Annotated in this window: 19 protein-coding genes and 1 pseudogene; 5 read left to right on the top strand and 15 right to left on the bottom strand. The window is 63.4% G+C overall.

Annotated elements, in window-relative coordinates:
- The 4 genes from NKJ84_RS04455 to NKJ84_RS04440 all read left to right on the top strand — a co-directional run bounded on the left by NKJ84_RS04455 (window position 1) and on the right by NKJ84_RS04440 (window position 3,928).
- On the top strand, window positions 1–1,005 hold the full coding sequence (locus tag NKJ84_RS04455; protein ID WP_352505516.1) for a xanthine dehydrogenase family protein molybdopterin-binding subunit: 1,005 nt from the start codon (window positions 1–3) through the stop codon (window positions 1,003–1,005).
- A gap of 69 nt (window positions 1,006–1,074) precedes the next feature.
- Complete coding sequence (locus tag NKJ84_RS04450) at window positions 1,075–1,911, top strand: AAA family ATPase (RefSeq protein WP_352505515.1); 837 nt, start codon at window positions 1,075–1,077, stop codon at window positions 1,909–1,911.
- Complete coding sequence (locus tag NKJ84_RS04445; RefSeq protein ID WP_352505514.1) at window positions 1,908–3,041, top strand: vWA domain-containing protein; 1,134 nt, start codon at window positions 1,908–1,910, stop codon at window positions 3,039–3,041. The genes NKJ84_RS04450 and NKJ84_RS04445 overlap by 4 nt, the downstream gene beginning before the upstream one ends.
- Window positions 3,041–3,928, top strand: a complete 888-nt coding sequence (locus NKJ84_RS04440) for an amidohydrolase family protein (protein ID WP_352505513.1) — start codon at window positions 3,041–3,043, stop codon at window positions 3,926–3,928. The genes NKJ84_RS04445 and NKJ84_RS04440 overlap by 1 nt, the downstream gene beginning before the upstream one ends.
- An 85-nt stretch (window positions 3,929–4,013) precedes the next feature.
- On the opposite strand, the gene NKJ84_RS04435 is transcribed toward NKJ84_RS04440, so the two are convergent.
- The 15 genes and pseudogenes from NKJ84_RS04435 to NKJ84_RS04365 form a co-directional block, all read right to left on the bottom strand.
- Complete coding sequence (locus NKJ84_RS04435) at window positions 4,014–5,453, bottom strand: DHA2 family efflux MFS transporter permease subunit (RefSeq protein ID WP_352505664.1); 1,440 nt, start codon at window positions 5,451–5,453, stop codon at window positions 4,014–4,016.
- 226 nt (window positions 5,454–5,679) lie between these two features.
- A pseudogene (locus NKJ84_RS04430) lies at window positions 5,680–6,479 on the bottom strand (3-methyl-2-oxobutanoate hydroxymethyltransferase).
- A gap of 37 nt (window positions 6,480–6,516) precedes the next feature.
- Entirely contained in the window at window positions 6,517–6,831 is a 315-nt protein-coding gene (locus NKJ84_RS04425; RefSeq protein WP_352505512.1) for a MocE family 2Fe-2S type ferredoxin, read from the bottom strand.
- 42 nt (window positions 6,832–6,873) lie between these two features.
- Entirely contained in the window at window positions 6,874–7,962 is a 1,089-nt protein-coding gene (locus NKJ84_RS04420; RefSeq protein ID WP_352505511.1) for a fatty acid desaturase family protein, read from the bottom strand.
- A gap of 91 nt (window positions 7,963–8,053) precedes the next feature.
- The gene (locus tag NKJ84_RS04415) at window positions 8,054–9,235 is read right to left on the bottom strand and encodes an aldose 1-epimerase family protein (protein WP_352505510.1); all 1,182 of its coding nucleotides are present in this window, start codon (window positions 9,233–9,235) and stop codon (window positions 8,054–8,056) included.
- 34 nt (window positions 9,236–9,269) lie between these two features.
- Window positions 9,270–10,052 (bottom strand): ATP-binding cassette domain-containing protein, encoded by a 783-nt coding sequence (locus NKJ84_RS04410; protein ID WP_352505663.1) that lies wholly within the window; start codon window positions 10,050–10,052, stop codon window positions 9,270–9,272.
- Window positions 10,049–11,053 carry an ABC transporter permease gene (locus tag NKJ84_RS04405; protein WP_245274659.1) on the bottom strand — a complete coding sequence of 335 codons (1,005 nt, stop codon included), beginning with the start codon at window positions 11,051–11,053 and terminating at the stop codon, window positions 10,049–10,051. Before NKJ84_RS04405 ends, NKJ84_RS04410 begins: the two co-directional genes overlap by 4 nt.
- A 61-nt stretch (window positions 11,054–11,114) precedes the next feature.
- Entirely contained in the window at window positions 11,115–12,056 is a 942-nt protein-coding gene (locus NKJ84_RS04400) for a sugar ABC transporter substrate-binding protein (protein ID WP_023675781.1), read from the bottom strand.
- Between the two features lie 37 nt (window positions 12,057–12,093).
- A complete protein-coding gene (locus tag NKJ84_RS04395) occupies window positions 12,094–13,008 on the bottom strand; it encodes a sugar phosphate isomerase/epimerase family protein (protein ID WP_352505508.1) in 915 nt (304 codons plus the stop codon).
- A gap of 26 nt (window positions 13,009–13,034) precedes the next feature.
- Window positions 13,035–14,123 carry a Gfo/Idh/MocA family protein gene (locus tag NKJ84_RS04390; RefSeq protein WP_352505662.1) on the bottom strand — a complete coding sequence of 363 codons (1,089 nt, stop codon included), beginning with the start codon at window positions 14,121–14,123 and terminating at the stop codon, window positions 13,035–13,037.
- Between the two features lie 50 nt (window positions 14,124–14,173).
- The gene (locus NKJ84_RS04385) at window positions 14,174–15,235 is read right to left on the bottom strand and encodes an ABC transporter ATP-binding protein (RefSeq protein ID WP_352505507.1); all 1,062 of its coding nucleotides are present in this window, start codon (window positions 15,233–15,235) and stop codon (window positions 14,174–14,176) included.
- Window position 15,236: 1 nt separating this feature from the next.
- Entirely contained in the window at window positions 15,237–16,328 is a 1,092-nt protein-coding gene (locus NKJ84_RS04380; protein WP_352505506.1) for an ABC transporter ATP-binding protein, read from the bottom strand.
- Window positions 16,328–17,287, bottom strand: coding sequence for a carbohydrate ABC transporter permease (locus NKJ84_RS04375; protein ID WP_352505504.1), 960 nt, complete (start codon window positions 17,285–17,287; stop codon window positions 16,328–16,330). The genes NKJ84_RS04380 and NKJ84_RS04375 overlap by 1 nt, the downstream gene beginning before the upstream one ends.
- Complete coding sequence (locus NKJ84_RS04370) at window positions 17,284–18,144, bottom strand: carbohydrate ABC transporter permease (RefSeq protein ID WP_254820511.1); 861 nt, start codon at window positions 18,142–18,144, stop codon at window positions 17,284–17,286. Before NKJ84_RS04370 ends, NKJ84_RS04375 begins: the two co-directional genes overlap by 4 nt.
- 79 nt (window positions 18,145–18,223) lie before the next feature.
- A complete protein-coding gene (locus NKJ84_RS04365) occupies window positions 18,224–19,837 on the bottom strand; it encodes an extracellular solute-binding protein (protein WP_352505503.1) in 1,614 nt (537 codons plus the stop codon).
- A gap of 124 nt (window positions 19,838–19,961) precedes the next feature.
- On the opposite strand from NKJ84_RS04365, the gene NKJ84_RS04360 reads away from it, so the two are divergent.
- Entirely contained in the window at window positions 19,962–20,201 is a 240-nt protein-coding gene (locus NKJ84_RS04360) for a hypothetical protein (RefSeq protein WP_352505502.1), read from the top strand.
- The last annotated feature ends 1 nt before the right edge of the window (window position 20,202 follow it).

Below are 20,202 nucleotides of genomic sequence, written 5' to 3'. Positions count from 1 at the left end.
ATGGCGATCAGGCGCGGACGCGGCGTTGCCGCGATCAACTATCCGACCGGCATGAATCTCGGCGGCGACCCGACCCAGGCGCTGGTTCATTCGACGCCGACCGGCAATTTCATGGTGACGCTGTCGAGTGTCGACCTTGGCCAAGGCATGAAGCAGATCATGGCGCAGATCTGCGCCGAGACGATCGGCGTGCCGACCGACCGTGTCGTCGTAGACACCGCCGACACCGACACTGGTCCGCACTGCATGGGCACCTTCGCCTCGCGTGGCACGCACCGCGCCGGCAACGCGGTCATCCAGGCGGCCAGGGAAGCCCGCCTGGTGATGTTGGAAGTAGCGGCCGAGGAGCTGGAGGTGAATGCGTCGGACCTCGAGACTGATGGCCAGGGCAACATCCTGGTCAAGGGCGCGCCGCAGAAATCGATCTCGATCTTCGATGTCGCGCTGTCGGCGCATTTCAAGCGCGGCCGCTCGATTTCCGGCCGCGGCATGTTTTTGATCCCCCGCTCCTATCCCGAAAAGGAAACCGGCGCGATGAAGCCGTCGACCTGCTACGCCCACGCCTGCACGGTTGCCGAGGTCGAGGTCGATGACGAGACCGGCGAAGTCACCGTGCTGACGGTGAAGAACGTCTTTGAGATCGGCCGCGCGCTGAACCCGAAAATGGTCGAGCAGCAGCTCGTCGGCGGTTCGTGGATGGGCATCAGCCATGCTCTCTACGAAACGACCGAGCCCTATTATCCCAACCGCGACCATGGCGGCACCGACTTCAACCAATATCTGATGCCGGGTCCTGGCGATCTCGCGCAAACCGAGATCATCGTGCTGGAGAGGCCCTCGGCCGACGGGCCGTACGGCGCCAAGGGGCCGGGCGAAATGTGCGCCAACCCGCAAATCCCGGCGGTGGCCAACGCCGTCTTCGACGCCGTCGGTGTTCGCATCGACACGCTGCCGATCACGCCGGAGCGCATCCTGCGGGCGCTGAAGGCGCAAGCATCGAACTGAGTGCTGGAAATGCCCAAGAGAAGCGCCCGGACTTCAAGCGCAGAGACAGTCGCGACCTCGCCGGAGGCGATGGCGTCCCGCCTCGCCGCCTCGCGCTATCTCGCCGATGAAAGCCTGGCCACCGCAATCTTCCTGGCGATCAGGCTGGGTAAGCCGCTGCTGCTCGAAGGCGCGCCCGGCGTCGGCAAGACCGAAGCGGCGAAGGCGATAGCCGAACTGCTCGGGCGCGATCTGGTGCGGCTGCAATGCTATGAAGGCATCGACGCCGCACATGCGCTATACGAGTGGAACTACCAGCGCCAGCTGCTCGCCATCCGCCATGCCGGCGAGCACGAGGTCGACATCTACGACGACCGTTTCCTGATCGCGCGGCCGCTGCTGCAGGTGCTGAAGGCGCCGGAAAAGCGCGTGCTGCTGGTCGACGAAATCGACCGTTCCGACCATGAATTCGAAGCGCTGCTGCTGGAGTTCCTGTCCGATTTCCAGATCAGCATTCCCGAGCGCGGCACCATTCGCACGACGGCGCAGCCGATCGTCATCCTGACCTCGAACCGCACCCGTGAGCTTGCCGAAGCGCTGCGGCGGCGCTGTGTCTATCACTGGATCACCTATCCCGACGCCATTCGCGAGGCCGAGATCATCATGCTGCGCGCCGGCGACGTCGCCGAGGCCACGGCGCGCGCCGTGGCTTCCGCCGTGCGCGACATCCGCGCGCGTCCGCTGGCCAAGCCGCCAGGCATCGCCGAGGCGGTCGAATGGGCCAATGCCGCCACCATCCTCGAAAAGGGCGGCAGCCCCTGGCCGGAAGCCTTCCGCCGCGCCATCGGCGTGCTGATCAAGGATGAGGAGGACCTTTCCTGCATCGCGCCCGAGCTCGGCAAGATTGTCGAGGAGGCGCTAGCGTGAGCGCGGCGGGCCTGCCTCAAGGGGCAGCACCCTTCCTCGGCTTCGGCCGGCTGCTGCGCCGCTACGGCTTCCCGGTGGCGCCCGAGCAGGTCTCCGGTTTCATGCAGGCGGTTACGCTGCTCGGCCCACGCTCGATGGCCGACGTCCGCGAAGCGGCCCTCGCCACGCTGGCGCCGCCGCCCGACCGCCGCGACGAATTCGAGGCGCATTTCCGGAGCCATTTCTACGGGGATGCCGCGGCGCTGGTCGAAGGCGACGCCGACGAGGAAGCCCGCATCAAGGACGACGGCAAAACCAGCAAACAAGAAATCGAAGTGGTCCGCCAGGAGGAAGGCGGCGAACTGTCTTCGGCCAGCGAACAGTTGAGCGTCCGCGAGTTCCAGCGCGATCGCGACGGGCTTGCCGCCTTCCGCCGCAAGCTCGCCACCGCTTTGCCCGCCCGCCGGTCCTTCCGCACCGTGCGCACGCATGCGCGCGGCAAGCTCGACCTGCGCCGCTCGCTGCGCGAAATCGTCAGTGCCGACGGCGATATCCCCTCGCCGCTGCTGCGCCGGCGGCAGACAGTGCCGCGCAAGCTTCTCATCCTGATCGACGTGTCGGGCTCGATGAAGCACTACACATCGGACTATCTCAAGCTGGCACACGCGGCGGTGCAAGGCGCCGACCGGGCGGAGGTCTTCACTTTCGGCACACGGCTGACCCGCATCACCTCGGCGCTGCGTATTCGCGACCGCGACCAGGCGCTGGCCCGCGCCGCTGCCCAGGTCGACGACTGGGACGGCGGCACCCGCATGGGTCCAACGCTGCTAGCCTTCCTCTCGGTGCCGCGCTTCTCCGCCTTTGCACGCGGAGCGGCAATCGTCATCCTGTCGGATGCGCTCGAGCGCGGCGATCATGCCGAGCTGGAAATGGCGATGCGCCGGCTGCTTGCCCGCGCCTTCCGACTCTCCCTGGCGACGCCGTTGGCCGGCGATCCGCGTTTCCAGCCGGCAACGGCAGCACTTCGCGCCATCCTGCCGATGCTCGACGACCTGGTCGACGGCTCGTCCATCGCGGGCCTCACCGATTTCATCCTGTCGCTCGCCCGCCCCGCCCCCGTGGCCGCGGCAATCTGGAAGAGGGTTTCGTGATGCAGAAGGCGATCGACGCGCATTTCCACATCTGGCGCCAAAAGGACCAGCCGTGGCTGGTCGGGCCGATGGTCCCGCGCATCTTTGGCCCCTACGAGCCGATCCGCCGCGACTATCCGATCGAGGAATTCCTTGCCGACCAGAAAGGCTCGGGCGTCGAGAAGGCGGTCTATGTCCAGACCAACTGGGCCAAGGAGGATTTCGAGAACGAGGTCGCCTTCCTGCAGAAGACCGCGGAAGAAACCGGCTGGCCGCACGCCATCGTCGGCTATGCCGACATGACCGTGGACGACGTGCGTTCCCAGATCGACCGGCTGATCAAATACCCGCTGCTGCGCGGCGTGCGCATGCAGCTGCACTGGCACGAAACGCCGGCCTTCCGCTTCGCCGCCTCGGCCGATCAGGTCATCGACCCGAAGGTGCGGGCTAATGTCGCGCGGCTCAAGGATTACGGCCTGTCCTTCGACCTGCAGCTTTTCCCCGCCCAGATGAAGGATGGGCTGACGCTCGTCGGCGAGAACCCCGAGACCAATTTCATTCTCACCCACGCCGGCATGCTGACCGGCATGGAGCCCGAAACCACCGAGGCCTGGAAGGCAGGGCTGCGCACGCTGTCAGCGGCGCCCAACCTCTATGCAAAGCTGTCCGGCCTCGGCACCTTCGTCCACCGTAACGATCCGGCGCTCATCGGCTATATCGTCGACAATGCCATCGACATCCTCGGCAGCGATCATCTGACGTTCGGCTCGAACTTCCCGATCGAGAAACTGTGGACCAGCCACGCCGAGCTGATCAGGGCGCACCGGCAGGCCGTGGCAAAACACGGCGCGACCGCCGAGGCGGATGTCTTTTGGAACACGGCGGAGAAGATATATCGGCCGGTGTAGCGCCGCCCTTTTCTTCTCCCCTTGTTGTGGGAGAAGGAAAAGCTCCCCGCCTCCGCCGACACAGGACGGACAACTGCGGCCGATTTCAGCTCCGCAAAACATGGCCCGAGACCTCGGCGCCGGCAGCGTTCGGCAACGCCAGGAAGCGACACGAGGCGACGAGCCCGATTGCGCCGATCGCCAGGAAGGCAAGTCGGAAGTCGATCAGATCGAGCGCCGCAGCGCCCCTGGCGATCTGCGACAGGTTGAGCAGTGCCGCCGCCACCGCCACGCCGAACAGCATCGCCACCTGTTGCAGCATGCTGGACAATGTCGCCGCCGAGCTGCGCTGCGGTGAGGCCACATCGGCGAAGGCCAGTGTGTTGAGCGCGGTAAACTGCATCGAACGCGACAGTCCGGCGATCAGCATCAGGACCACCACCAACGCTTGCGGCGTCTGCGGCGAAAGCGCCGCGCAGGCCATGATCGACAAGGAGGCGATCACCCCGTTGACGATCAGCACCGAACGGAAGCCGAAGCGCCTCAGCGTCGGCGTCGTCACCGCCTTCATGCCGAGATTGCCGAAGAAATAGGCCAGGATCATCACGCCCGCATCGATTGGGCTCAGTCCGAAGCCGACCTGGAACAAAAGCGGCAGCAGGAACGGCGTGGCGTTGATGGCGATCCGGAAAATCGTGCCGGCCGACAGCGTCGAGATGGCGAAGGTCTGCACCTTGAAAGCTGTGAGATCGAGCAGCGGATGGTTGGCGCGTCGCAGATGCCGCACAGCCAGCCAGCCGACCAAAATGCCCGTGCCGAGCAGTGCCACGGTTGGCAAGGCACCGTCTTGCGGATGCGCGATGCGCTCGAGGCCGTAGAGCATCGAGGCGAGCCCCACCGAGGTCAGCAGGAAGCCCGGCCAGTCGAGCGGCTTGGCTCCGGCTTCGCGGTCGCCGGGAATAAAGCGGGCGACCAGCGCCAAACCGGCAACCCCAAGCGGGATGTTGATGAAGAAATTCCAGTGCCAGGAGAAATAAGTGGTGATGAAGCCGCCAAGCACCGGCCCGACCACCGGCGCAAACAGCGCCGGCCAGGTGATCAGCGCCGTGGCGTTGAGAAGCTCGGATTTCGGCGCATTGCGCAGCACCAGGATGCGGCCGACCGGCGTCATCAGCGCGCTGCCCAGGCCCTGCACCGCGCGGGCGGCAACGAACTCGGCCAGGTTCTGCGAGATGCCGCAAACGAGCGAGGCCAATGTAAACAGGGCGATCGCAACGAGGAAGATGTTGCGCGCGCCAAAACGGTCGGCGAGCCAGCCGGACAGCGGCACGAACACCGCCATGGTCAGCATATAGACGGTGATGCCGATGCTCATCGCCACCGCCGCCACGCCGAAGGATTCTCCCATCTGCGGCAGCGAGGTCGAGATGATGGTCGAATCCAGAAGCTGCATGAAAAAGGCGACGGCGACGATCAGCGCCACCCGCCGGGCTTGCCGCGCCGTCGCGGTTTCCGGCAAGGCTTTGTTTTCGGGAATGGCGGTCATGCGCAGAACTGTCCGAAGGGGAATTTTCACCCGCTCCATCAGCAACCGCGCAATTGTCCGGCAAACCGATGACGCACCGGTTTCAACAGCATCTGGCCGGTGCCGTCCAGACCTGGTCCAACAAACTTTCGTGTGGCATCGCAGCCGGCCAAGCGATGACCTGGCCCTGGCGCCGAACCGGCTTTTTACGATCCGCGATGGCGCTTCGCGCCGCAGGCGGCGTGTCTCATGCGGCTTCGATCTTCTCCATAAACAGGCTGAGCTGGTCCGGGTCCATGTGCACGACGTGCCTGTCTTCGGGATAGGCCAGGCTGTTCACATCGGCGACATATTCGGAGAAGGCAGCGACGCGTTCGGCCTGCAGGCGATCGTATTCGGCGGCGAAATTGCGATAGACCTTGGAATGGCGCGGCATGTGGCCACGGTTCTGGCCGAGGATGTCGTCGGCGAACAGGTATTGCGCATCGCAGCCGGTGCCCGCCCCCATCGACAGCATGATCAGCGACGTCCGCTCCGAAATCGCCTTGGCCACCTCGACCGGCACCACCTCGATCTCGGCGCCGATCGCGCCGGCGGCCTCCAGTTGCTTCACCGCGTCGAACACCTGCATGGCGGTATCGGCGGTCTTGCCGACGGCCTTGAAGCCGCCAGTCCAGGTGGCGCGTGACGGGATGAGACCGACATGGCCGATTACCGGAATGGCATCGTCGGCCATCCGCTTGATGGTGGCGTAGCCGGCGCTGCATAGACCGCATCGGCGCTGGCCTTGTAGAGCCGAAACGCCCAGCGGACGAAATCATCTGCTGTGCCGATCTCGAAGAAATTCTCGCCCGGCATGGTGAACAGGCTGGGTGCCGCATCGCGGTATTGCGGATTGAGCACGAGCTCCGGCGGCACCGAGACGATATCGACGCCGGCGCGTTCGGCGGCCTCGGCCTCGTCCATCGTCAGCACGCGCAGCATCGTCAGCTGCCGCTTGCCCTTCATGGCACGCAGGTCTGCGACGGTCGGTCTTTTCCGGCTCATGGATTCTGGTCCCCTTTGCTACGTGACAGAAGGCCGGTCAGGCGATCTGGATCATCACCTTGCCAGCTTCCACCTTGACGGGATAGGTCTGCAGATTGACACAGACGGGAGCCCCTTTGGCCTGGCCGGTTTTGTAATTGAAGCGGCCATTGTGCTTTGGGCATTCGATGATGTCGTCCATCACAAGCCCGTCGGCCAGATGCGCCTTCTCATGCGTACAAAACCCGTCGGTGGCGAAGAATTGATCGTCCGGCGAACGGTAGATCGCGAAGGTGCGGCCGCCATGGTCGAAGCGGATGACGTCTTCCTCGTCGACATCGTCCACGGCGCACGCTTCGACCCAATCGGCCATCTCTGCTTCTCCCGAAATTTCTGCGTTGCGCTGCTGCGGTGCCTATTCAGCCGCCGCCGACATGTTCACTTCGTGGAACTCGCCACGATAGGGCCTGGCCGTTGGCGGCAGTTCGCGCTTGAGGAAATAATCCTCGTACTTGAGCTGCCTGAGCAGGACAGGCCAGACCTCGCGATAGGCATGCCATATCGACGGGTTCGGCTCCGGCAGATCGTGCTTGATCAGTTCGTGCAGCCTGGGCAGCGCGTGGTAAGGCACCATCGGAAACATGTGATGCTCGACGTGATAATTCATGTTCCAGTAGATAAACCGGCTGATCGGGTTCATGTATACGGTCCTGGTGTTGAGCCGGTGATCGACGACGTTGTCGGCCAGACCGATATGCTGCAGCAGGCCGGTCATCACCATGTGCCAGGTGCCGTAGAGGCGCGGCACGCCGATGAGCACCACCGGTATCCACGACCGCATGAAAAGGGCGAGTGCTATCGTGGCGATGTAGATGGCAATATGCCAGCGCGCCGCGATGACGGCCTTGTGCTGTTCCATCTCGGGAACGTAGCTTTTCTCGTCGGGCGTCAGCTTGCCGAACGCCTGGCGTACCAGTGCCGGAAGCGAATAGCGAAAATCGAGGATGCCGGTGAAAGCCAGCGCCGCACGCAAAAGGTCCGGCGGGCGCATCACGGCGATCTCGGCGTCGCGCCCGACGATGATGGTGTCGGTGTGGTGGCGGGCATGGCTCCAGCGCCAGGTCACCGGGTTGCGCATCAGCATGAAGCTGGCGATCTGGTAGACGACATCGTTCATCCAGCGCGTGCGGAAGGCAGTGCCATGGCCGCATTCGTGCCAGCGCGAGTCGCTGGACGAGCCGTAGAGCACGCCGTAGACGAAGAAGAACGGCACGCACCACCAGGTACCCCAGAAAAAGATGGCGCCAGCTGCGGAGCCGAGGATGGCGACGATCCAGATGATCGTGTCGCGGATCGCCGGGCCGTCCGAGCGCTGCATCAACTCCTTGATCGCCTTGCGGGGGACATCCGTGTGGTACCACTCCGCCGAGGCCAGTCCCGTCTCGATCGCCCTGCGCGTGCTTTCGCCGACCAGGCTGTAATCGCGCTTTACCGTGCCAGCCATTGTGACCTCCAATTCCCGATCGGCCGCCAACCCTCCCCGCTCCGGCCGGAACCAGCCTCCCAACTGGTGTCCCGTATCGTCTTCGCCATTATCACGACCTGCCTCCAAGAACAGGAAAACGGCCCGACGGCTGCGGATAATCCTGCTGCGGCTGCCTGGCGATTGCAGCGATCCGGCTTTCGGCGGCGGCGATCTCGCCGGCGCCGTCGAGGACCCGGAACGCCGCATCGTAGGAGCGGCTCTCGCCATGCTCCAGCCAGATCATCTCGCCGCGTTCGCGCGCCGCCAGATTGCCCAGCACATGATGCGTCGACGGCTCGATGCCCAGCGCGTACTGCCCGGCCTGGAAATTCTGCCATTCATAGGCGCAAGGCAACTGGTCCTTGCGCGTGACCACCTCGAAGCCAAGGCCGAGCCTGTCGTTGACCACCGCCACCGGGACTTCGCCGGTGCTGTCGGCGCCGAGTTCATGCTGCCAGACCTGTTCCTTGAATCCCGGTTGCGGCGCCGGCACCGTGCGGTAGCCGACCTTCTGCGCTTCATAGCGCTCGCCGGCATGCCCGGCCCAGACGACGTCGCGGATCGGCGCCAGGTAGCGCGATCCCTCGTCGAGCACCGGATGACTGACATTGATGTGGTAGAAATACATATGCGGCGTACGGTTGAAACCGTGATTGACGACACGGTCCGAAAGCCGGATCTCGTTGCCGCCGACATCGGCCTCGATCCGCCGCAGCAGGTGCAGATCCTCGCCGAATACAGTCGATTGCTGGACGATGCCTTCGGCCCACAACACGCAGCGGTCGCCGTCCCAGGTCTCGCCATAGCCGGTCAGCCGCGCTGGAATGGTGCTGACACGGCCGTGCAGCGAATGGCGTACCGTCTTCTTCGGCGGGTAGTTGTAGGTGTCGGCGGATACCTCGTTCATGAACAATATATGGTCGAGGCCGCAGGTCAGCAGAAGGCCGGAAAACGACCGCGCCCACGCCAATCCCTCCTCGCCTTCATATTCGTGCAGGCCGGGATGGCGAAAACCGCTCGGCGAGTGCCAGCCGATCGCCTGGCCCCTGAAGTCGCAATCGGCGATATCGAGCGCCCGGTCGACCAGCGCGGTGAAGCGCAGGCCGGAGCCGGTGCGGAATTCGAGCATGCGGATGCCGCGCTCGACGCCGTCGCCAAGCGTCATCAGCCGCACGCCGGCGAACTGCGACAGCATGCCCGAGCGTTCCGAGACCTGCCGGCGCGACAGCGTCTTGCCGTAAAGCTCTACCATGTGACGGCCAGTTCTTTCACTTTGCTCCGGTCCTTCACTTCGCTCTCGTCTCCTTGAGCAGGGCCGATATGTCGGCACCGGTGATGATGCTTTCCACGGTCAGCAGATCGGTATCGGCGACCGTCTGCTCGGCGACGATCTCGCCGCGGCGCATGACGATGATGCGATCGGCGACCTGGAAGACGTGATGGATGTTGTGGGTGATCAAAAGCACCGAGTGACCGGCGTCGCGCACTTCCTTGACGAAGCGCAGCACGCCGTGCGTTTCCTCGACGCCGAGATTGTTGGTCGGCTCGTCGAGGATGATGACCTTGGCGGCGAACTGCATGGCGCGCGAGATGGCGATCGACTGACGCTCGCCGCCTGACAGCGTGCTGACCAGCGCATCGGCGTCGAGTTTCTTCGAGATGCCGACGCGCTTCAATAGAGCCGACGCAGCATCGCGCAATCGAGCGAGATCGAGCGGCGCGAACACGCCAAGCCATTTGAGATTGACCGGCTCGCGGCCGAGGAAAAGATTGCGCGCAATGCTGAGATCGGGAGCCAGCGAGGTGTCCTGGTGGATGGTCTCGATGCCGAGATCCATCGCATCGCGCGTCGAGCGGATGGAGACCTTCTGGCCGCGCACATAGATCTCGCCGCGATCGACCGGAAACACGCCCGAGATCGCCTTGATCAGCGTCGATTTGCCGGCGCCGTTGTCACCGAGCAAGGCCACCACTTCGCCCTCGTTGAGCGCGAAGGACGCGTTCTTCAGGGCGCGGACGCTGCCGAAGGATTTTTGCAAATTCTGCAGCCGAAGCACTTCCATGGTCAGCTCCTGGCGGCGTTCTTCTGCAGCAAAGCGTGCAGGATGAGCATGGCAAGGATGATGACGCCGACGAAGATGTTGTAGGCGAGCCCGGGCACGCCGATCAGCACGATGCCGTTGCGGATGCTGCGCAGCATCAGCGCGCCGACGATGGTGCCTAAAATGGTGCCGCGTCCACCGGTCAGCGCGGTGCCGCCAACCACCACCATGGCGATCACTTCGAGCTCGTACCCGGTGCCTGCCACCGGCGAGGCGGCAGAGATGCGGAAGGCGCTGATCATGCCGGCGAGACCGGCCAGCACCGAGGTCAGGATGAACAGCCAGATCTTGACCGCATCGGCCGGCACACCGCGCGCTACGGCGGCGTTACGGTTCGAGCCGATAGCGCTGATCCAGTTGCCGAGCTTGGCGTAGTGCAGCACATAGATCGCCAATAGCGACAGGCCGATGAACCACCACAGCGAGGTATAGAAACGGAACGTTCCGATATTGAAGCTGCCGGCCAGCAGCGTCACGAAGAAGCCTGGCTGGTTCCAGGATTTCAGCGGAAAGCCTTGGGTGATGTAAAGCGCTGCCCCACGCACGACGAGCAGCATCGACAGTGTCACCAGGAAGGACGAGATCCCGATCTTGGTGACGATCAGGCCGTTGATCGCACCGATCGCTATGCAGAGCAGCAGGCCGGCCAACAGCGCGACGCCAATATCAAACCCGCCGTTCTGCACCAGCAGCATGACGACGACCGGCGCCAGCCCGAACACGGCACCGACCGAAAGGTCGAACTCGCCCGCCGTCAGAAGCAGCGTCATGCCGAGTGCGATGATGCCGAGCTCGGGCAGGAACGCCATCATGTTGGAGATGTTGAGCGGCGACAGGAAATTCGCGTCGGCGATCGCGAACACCGCCAGCAGGACAATCAGGATGACGAGCGAAGAGAACTGCGGCGAGCGCATCAGGCTCGACCTGCGTTTGGCACGCGGCATTTCCTCTTCTGCGGCAATTGTCATGACAGTTCGAACCATACGCCAGGGTGACGCTCGCCGCCTGCGCGGCGAGCGTCAGTTTCAATCATTTGTTGTAGAGTTTCAGGATCGGTTCGACGCTCGAGGCGTCGTAGAGGCTGAACGTGTGAATGTCGTAGCCGATCGGTTCGCCCGCGGCGGCCAACCCGAGCAGCGCCACCGGCATGAAGCCCTGCGCTGACGGGAACTGCCAGGCAGCCGCGTTGATGAACCCAGACTTCACTGACTCGGCGGTTTCCTTCGAATTGCCCCAGCCGACGACCGGAATCTTGCCGGCCGGCACGCCGGCGCCGTCGAACACCCGCTTGACGCTGGCCGCGACGGAATCGCCGAGCGCGATGATCGCCGGCGGGTTGTTGGCGACCATGTAGTCGGTCATCTTGGCGATGATGCCGGCCGGATCGGTGCCGCAATCGACCACATCATATTTGATGCCGAGCGGATCGAAGACGCTGGCGATGCCTTCGGTCTCGAGCTGCTGGTAGCTGGCGCCCGGCACTTCGACCGGCAGGAACACTTTGTCGCCCTGCTTCACCATCTTGTGGTCGACCAGATATTTCGCCCAGATGACACCGGCTTCCTTAAGGTCGGCGCCGACATAGGCCTGCCGGCCGGTTGCCGGATCGTCGGTATTGAAGAACACGATCGGGATGCCGGCCGCCTTGGCTGCCTTGACCTCCTCGGTCCACAGGCCGGGCTGCGCCGAGGTGGTGGCGATGCCGTCCGGTTTGGCGGCAAGGGCCGAGTTGAAGGCCTCCTTCTGCGCCGCCATGTCGCCGCCGCTGAACGAGATCTTGCAGGTCACCTTGAGCTGGTCGCAGGCCTTGGTCGCGCCGGCATTCCAGTCGATCCAGAAGGCATCCGACGGGCCGCCATGCGACAGCAGGTAGAACGTCTTCTGGGCGTCCTGCGCCAGCGCCGGTGTACCCAGCGCCACACCGGCGAGAACCGTCGCCGCGGCAGCGATTTTCAACGCGAATTTCAACATTTCTCTTCCTCCCTTGTTTCGTAGCCGAACCGCGCCATCACAGTCCGTTGGCGCGGAATTTTCCGTCGAGGAATTTCTTGGCACGGGGCACGTCGTCTTCCGAAAGATGCTCGATGATGACCGGGATGTTTGGATGCTTTTCGGCCAGCCGCTTGAGATAGAGGTCGTAATTCAGCGAACCGAGGCCGGGGGCCGGCAGCTCGATCTCGCCGACGCCGCGGAAGGTGTGGCTCTCCAGCGCGTCCTCGTCGCCGATGTCTGCGTGTTTTTCCGACTTGTCGCCGCCGGAACGCTTGACGTCCTTGGCGTGGGCAATCTTGATCTTGTCGGCCAATGTGTCGAACACCTGGTTCAGGATCTGGTCCATCCTGTCGATGTTGTGCGTTTCGAAATAGTTGGTCGGGTCCATCAGCAGGCCGAGGCCTGGGTGGTCGACCTGCGCGAACATCCTCACCGTCTCTTCGACCGAGCCGACGACATTGTTGACATAGGTTTCGAGCAGGAAGACCGCGCCGTGGTCATAGGCGGTCTGGGCAAGGTCGGCGATGACCTTGCGGCATTCCTCAAAACCTTCCTCGGTCTTGTTCTTCGGGTGATGCACCCAGTCGGACTCGGTGTTGTAGGTACCGGTTTCCGAGATCACGTAAGGGGTGCCGAAATGGCGTGCGTTGCGGATGATCTCCTTCAAATAGCCGACGCGCCTCTCGCGCTCGCCCATATCCGGATGGATGATGTTGGTGTAGCCCGATACGCAGCAGATCGGCAGATTGTGATCGCGAAACGTATCGCGGACGGTCTTGGCCTTGTCCCTGGTGATCTGCCCGGCCGACAGATCTATGTCCTTGAAATGCAGGTCGAGCTGCACGGTGTTGAAATCGAGCGCACGGATCTTCTGCGCGGTTTCCTTGAGGCTATACGGGAAATAACCCGTGAAAATACCTGCCTGCATCATGGTGTGAAGTCCTCCCTGTAAGTAATTCAGTCAGTTGATATTTCGGAAAGTTTGACTGTCCGGCCCTTGTCGATCGAACGATAGCCGGCTTCGACCAGCGCCATAGTCTTGACGTTGTCGGCGACCGACAGCGCCGGCGGCTCGCCCGTCTTGACCGCGTGCTGGAGCTGCTCCATGACGCCGATGAAGGCATGCGGGAACCACATCGTGTCCCAGCTGGGTGTCGCCCATTCACCACCGGTGGTCTCGGTCGAGGCGTAGGTCAGCGTCGAGGCAGCGCCAGTCGGCCAGCCGATGGTACCCTTGGCGACGCCCTTGGTGCCGTCGACGCGCCAATTGATGTGCTGGTCGTCCTTGTAGCCCTCCTGGCGCGGCCCGGACCAGACATCCTCCAGCGATACGGCGAGCACGCCGGACGGGAACTTGATCGTCGACACGGTGATGCCGTCCGAATGGTCGAAGCGGGTGCGCGGGTCCCTGCGGGTCAGGGTGGTGATCTCCAGGGGATCGCCGAACAGGAAGCGCAGTACGTCGAGATGATGGACGCTCATATTGGCGAGCGTCAGCCGGTCATAGTCCTCGAGGAAGCTCTGCCAGTGCGGGATCGCATGCATGTCGATCTGGGCGAAAACGATGTCGCCGAGCGCGCCGCTATCGATGACCTGCTTCAAGACGCGCATCGACTGGTCGTAACGCATGTTCTGGTTGACCGAGAGGATCTTGCCTGCCTTGGCCGCCTCGTCGCGAAGTTTGACGGCCTCTTCAAGGGACAGCGCCAATGGCTTCTGCGCCAGGATCGCCTTGATATGTGCCTGCTTCAGAGCATGGCGGATCAGCGCCGGCTGCTGGTCGGGCGGAAAGGCAAGGTCGATGATCTCGACGTTCTTGTCCTCGATGAGCTGTTCCGGCGTGTCATGGACGGTTGGGATATCCCAGCGTTTGGCGACCTTCTCGGCGCTGGCCTTGGTCCGCGAGGCAATCGCCACCACGGGGAAACCGGCTTCCTTGTAGGCGGCAAGGTGACATTCGGCCATGATCATGCCGGCGCCGACGCAGCCGATCCTGTATTCCCTGGTACGGACTTCGACGTCCGGCTCGAAGCCGTTGCCCGCCATTTCTTGGCTTGCCATATGTTCCTCCCGAAGCTCGTTCCTTGCCGCCGCCGTCATCTTGCCAGCGCTCCCCCGCTCTGTCCGAAATAATGCACCCTGCCGGGCTCGCAGGATATCGCCACCATCGCGTCCGGCCTGATGTCTGGCTGGCCGCGCAACAGCGCCCGCAGACGCGCCTGCCCGGCGGCGAGCGTCACAACGGTGTAGCCGCCGAGCGGCTCGACCTCGAACACTCGCGCCGGGCGGCCCGCGCCCCCCTCCGACCAGGCCTTGACCTTGATGTCTTCCGGCCTGAGTCCAATTTCCACGGCATCGGCCGGGGCGCCGGTATCCGCGATGCGGATCGTGCCTTCCGCCGCCTCCACGCCTTCGGCGCCGTGCACCGACTTCAATATGTTCATCATCGGCGACCCGAGCAGCCGCGCCACATAGGTGCTGGCTGGCCGGTCATAGATCTCGGCCGGCGCGCCGATCTGCCTGATCTTGCCGTTCTCCAGAATGGCCATTCGGTCGGCGACCGACATCGCTTCTTCCTGGTCGTGCGTGACATAGATCAGCGTCTTGCCGAGCTCGCGCTGGATGCGCTTCAGCTCGACCCGCGTTTCCTCGCGCAGCCGGGCGTCGAGCGCCGAAATCGGGTCGTCCATCAGATAGGCGGCCGGGTCGCGCACCAGCGCACGGGCGATCGCCACGCGCTGCCGCTCGCCGCCTGAAAGCTGTGCCGGCGGCTTGTGCAGGATATGGCCGATATGCAGCTTGGCCGCGACGTCGGCGACGCGCTTTTCGATCTCGGCTTCGGCGACCCGGCGTTCGACCAGCGGAAAGCGGATGTTGGCGCGCGCGCTCATATGCGGAAACAGCGCCAAATTCTGGAACACCATGGCGACGTTGCGCTCGGCCGGCGACACCGTGTTGACCGGCTTTCCGCCGATCAGGATCTCGCCCGCGTCCGGGGTTTCCAGCCCGAGCACCAGACGCAGTATCGTCGACTTGCCCGACAGCGGCGGCCCGAAGAAGCAGAAGAACTCATTGTCGTTGACAGTGAACGAGGCGTCGTCGACGGCGAGCGTGTTGCCGTAGCGTTTTGTCACATTATGGAAAACGATATCGGCCATCTCAACCTGCTCTCAATGCAAGACCGGTGGCGGCGTCGAAGACGCGCACCGCCTCCGCCGCCGGCGCGACGACAGCTGTCTGCCCGATCGCCAGCCCGACATCATTGTCGAACACCGCCTTCACCGCAGTCTCGCCGTCGCCAAGGTGGATGATGGTGCGCGCGCCGATCCGCTCGACGAAACTCACCGGCATGGACAGGCCACGGCCACCTTCAGCCAGCGTCACCTGCTCCGGTCGAAAGCCATAAAACACCTCGCCGCGCATCCTGCGTACGGCATCGGCGATCTCGACCGGCAGCGGCGGTGTCACGCCGAGCGGGCCGAGATCGATGACCAGACCACGGTCGCTTTCCGCCGGCCTGCCCTTGAGCAGGTTCATGCCCGGCGCGCCGATAAAGCGGGCGACGAAGACATTGGCCGGATTGTTATAGACCTCGAGCGGCGTGCCGACCTGCTGCAGCACGCCGTGGTCCATCACCGCGATGCGGTCGGCCATGGTCATTGCTTCAAGCTGATCGTGGGTGACGTAGACCATGGTCTGCCGGAACTGCCGCTGCAACTGCTTCAGTTCGGTCCGCATCACCGCCCGGAAGGCGGCATCGACATTGGACAGCGGCTCGTCGAGCAGGAAGATCGCCGGCTCCATGATCGCCGAACGGCCGATCGCCACCCGCTGCAATATGTTGACCGACAGTCTGTCCGCCTTGCGGTCGAGCAGCGGCGTCAGTTGCAGCATCTCGGCAATGGCGCCGACACGGCGGCCGATCTCGGCCTTTGGTGCGCCGCGCATTTTCGGCCCGTAGGCGAGGTTCTGCCGCACGCTCATATGAGTGAAGATCGCATAGTTCTGGAAGACGAAGCCGACGCCGCGCCGCCCCATCGGCACGCCGGCCATGTCGCGCTCGCCGAACAGGATCTTGCCGCTGGTAGGCTCTTCCATGCCGGCGATCATGTTCATCGTCGTCGACTTGCCGCAGCCGGACGGCCCCAGCAGCGCCATGAACTCGCCATCGGCAATGGCCAGATCCATCGTCTTCAGCGCGGTGAAATCGCCAAATTTCTTGACCAGGTTCTGCAGATGGATGGTGCTCATCAGGCCGCCACCTCGCGTACCCGAGCCATGCGTTTCATGGCAAACACCGCGGCGATGGACAGCACGATCAATATGGCCAGCGCGATTGCCGCCACATAGCCCCAGATCAGGTCCTGGGTGGTGAGCTTGTAGATGTAAACGGAGATGGTTTCGGTAGCGACGCCAGGACCGCCGCCGGTCATGATGTAGAGCGTGTCGAAGATCTTGAAGTTCTCGATCACCCTGATCGCCAGCGCGATGATGATGATCGTCTTCATCTTCGGCAGCACGATGGTGATGAATCGCTGCCAGGGGTTGGCACCGAGCAGCGTCGCCGCCTTGATCTGGTCCTCAGGCACGCCGACCAGGCCGGCAAGCAGGATCAGGAACATCAGCGGCGTCCACTGCCAGATATCGGCGACCATGACGGCGATGAGCGCCAGCGTCGGGTCCGACAGCCAGGCGATGGTGACGGGAAAGCCTGAGATCGCCGACAGGATGTCGTTGACCGGGCCGCCCGACTGAAACAGCATGAAGAACATGTAGCCGGCCACCGCCGGCACCACCATCATCGGCATCAAGAGGATCGAGTAGAAGATCCGCTTGCCGGGGAACTCGTCCGCAAACAGTGTCGCGAGCGCCAAGCCGAGCAGGAACTCCGCCGGCACGCAGACGATCATGACGATGGCCGTGCGCTTCAGCGCACTCCAGAAGCGCGCATCGGCGGCAAGATCGGTGTAGTTGGCGAAACTGTTCCACATCGACCAGGCGTTCCACCAGCCGGTGCCCGACAGCGGCGACCAGTCGGTCAGGCTGATGTAGAGCTGCATCAGGAGCGGAAAGACGGCGATGAACAGCACCAGGATCTGCGCCGGCAGCGTCAGCCGAAAGCCGAGCTTTGCGCCCTCGTCCGGCAGCACCGACGCCGCTTTGGAGGCTTGCATGTCGCCCTCCGAAATCGTCGCAGTCACCGCGCTCATTGCTTGAGCGCCCCGAAGGTCAGCCCGCGCACCAGATGGCGCTGGATGGCGATGCCCATGATGACAGGCGGCACTGCGGCTATCAGGCCGAGCGCTGCCTTGGCGCCGTAGAGTTGGCCGGTCATCGAGGAGGACAGCGAGGCCATGTAGACGGGGACCGTCACCCATTCGCGCGTCGTCAGAAGCAGCGCAATCAGATAGTCCGACCAGTTGAGGATGAAGACGAACAGCGCGGCACTGGCCAGCGGCGCGCGCATCATCGGCAGCGTGATGCGCGTGAAGACGCGCCACCGCGAACAGCCCTCGACCAGTGCCGCCTCCTCGATCTCGCGCGGCATGTCGTCGAAGAAGGTCTTCATCAGCCAGAAGGCGAAAGGCAGCGTGACGATGCCGTAGATCAACGACAGCCCCCACCAGCTGTCGGTGAAATTGAGGAAGGCCCACATGATCATCACCGGGGTCATGACCGCCATTGGCGGAAACAGGCGAAGCTGGATCAGCGCCAGCGGCAGGTTCTGGCCCGAGCCGAAGCGCGACAGCCCGTAGGCCGCCGCGGTGCCCGCCGACATGGCGATTGCCGTACCGAATGTGGCCGACAGCAGCGACGACAGGATCGGCTTCAAAGCTGTGCGGTCGAGGGCGACGATCAGATTGTTGGTCGACTCACCGAAGACGAAGCGGAAATTGCTGAGTGTCGGGTTCTTCGGCCACCATGTCAGGTCGGCGCCGGTCGCCGACCATTCGGCGATCGGCTTGAACGCCATCGACACCATCCACAGGATCGGCACCAGCGTCACCGCCATCGCCGCAAGGATCGCGGCATAGCGGAATATCTCGAAAGGAACTGAACGCTTCATCTTGCGGCTTTGCTGGGTCCTTCGTTGCCGAGGGGAAGAGCGACCGCTCCTCCCCTTCTTGGTAGGATCCTTGGAAGGATCAGGCGATCGGATCGAGGACGGTCGGCCAGGCCTCCTTGTTGGTCTTGATGGCTTCGAGAAGCTTCTCCTCGCCGGTCCGGCGGGCAATCTTCTTCCACTCGGCCTCGGTGTCGGCCATCGCCTGCTCGGCTGTCTTGGCCTTGGTCAACGCGGCGACGAGGTTCTCGTCCAGCGCGTTGTGGAAGGCGGTGGCGCCGGGATAGTTGATGGTGGGCACGGTGCGGGCGACCGTCTCGCGCACCACGTCCATGTGATAGGCGTGATAGGTCTGGCGAACCAGCGGATCGGAGAAATCCGACAGCCGGAACGGATCGAAATAGCCGCCCGGATTAGCGGTCATCCAGGCGTAGATGCGACTTGAACCCAGCCACTGCAGGAACAGGTAGCAGGCTTCCGGATTCTTGGCTTGCGAGGACACCGACGCCGACAGATTGAGCCACAGCACCGAACGGCTGACCAGTTTTCCGTCGATCTCGCGGCCGGGCGGCAGCATCGAGCCGATCTTTCCAGTGACAGCTGAATCCTTGTTGCCGGCATTGTCGAGGAATTTCGGCAGGTTGGAGAAGGCACAGGTCATGGCCGCACCGCCCTTGGCGAAATTGCCGTACTGCTCCGGCCAACCCCAGGAGATCGCATCCGGCGAATGGTGCGAAAGCGAAGCAATGTACTCGTTGGTCGCCGCGATACCTTGCTCCGAATTGATCAGCGGCTTGCCGGCATCGTCGAACAAAAACTGATTGGGCGAAGCCATTGAGACATAACGCTGATACCAGTTGGTGTAGCCCCAGCCCTGGTTGCGCAGATCGGTCGAGCCGAACAGGCCCTTGTCCGGGCGCTGGAAGAAGGCTGCGATCTCGTCATGCTGCTTCCACGTCTTCGGCGCCGCCAGTTCATACCCGTATTTGTCGGAGAAGGCCTTCTTCTCGGCTGCGTCGCCGAACAGATCGGTGCGGTAGACCCAGGTCTGGAAATCGCCATCCAGCGACACGCCGTAGGTCGAGCCGCGATACTGGTTGAGCAGCGAGACGCCCTTGGCGCCGTTGACGTAGCCACGCTCGGGATCGTCCCATTCCGGCTTATATTGTGCAACGAAGTCGTCGAGCTTGAGGATGCCGCCGGTTTCGGCGAGGTCGCCAAGACGGTTCCATTCGACCGCGTAGATGTCGTAGGCTCCACCCTTGGTGGAGATGTCCTGCATCGTCTTGGTGAATTCCTGGCCGTTGGGCACACCGACGATCTCGAGCGGAATACCGGTTTCCTTCTCCCATAGATCCTTGATCGACGGCGCGCCCGCCGGAAACGGCTGCGTCAGTTGGCCGATCGAACCGTCGGACAGGCCGAGCACGATCTTCGTCGGCGCCTTGCCGGCGCCCTTCATCGCCTTGGCTGCCTCGATGGCGCGGCCCTCGGGTGTGTCGGCGCCATACTGATAGCGCTCCGAGCCGTCGAAGCCGGTCGGGCCACCGATCATGCCGGGCGCCAGGGCATCGGCCGCATAGGCACGGCTTGGGCGAATGAATTTCGGCGCGATACCTGCGGCGGCAACAAGCACTGCCGCCTTTCCACCGGACGCCAGCAAACGGCGCCGCGACACGCGGATCAAATTCGACATTGGAACTCCTCCCTCAGGGCCTTGTTCCTCCACGGCCCTTATGATGGATATTGACGGCACCACACGAAGGCTGTCAACATCATAAATAATCAAGACACATCATAATATCTCAAGGGAGAGGAAAATGGCGTTCATCAAGGCTCTCACACCGAAGCCGGTGCTTGAATTTGAGGGAACCAGGCCTGCCCACCTCGCCGCTTTGGTCCGCTTCGGAATTGATCTAGCGCAGCGACTTGCGGATCGGCCAAGGCCGGTTACATCATTTCCCATCAGAATCGCGAGCGGCGATGCGGCCGCTCTTCGACATCGGACCTATGAAATGCGTAATCTCGATGCGCCTTTGGCACATTTTGGAATGAGGTGAT

Source organism: Mesorhizobium sp. M0048 (assembly GCF_040323405.1).
Lineage (GTDB): Bacteria > Pseudomonadota > Alphaproteobacteria > Rhizobiales > Rhizobiaceae > Mesorhizobium.
This window is presented reverse-complemented; position numbering and strand designations above follow the sequence as displayed.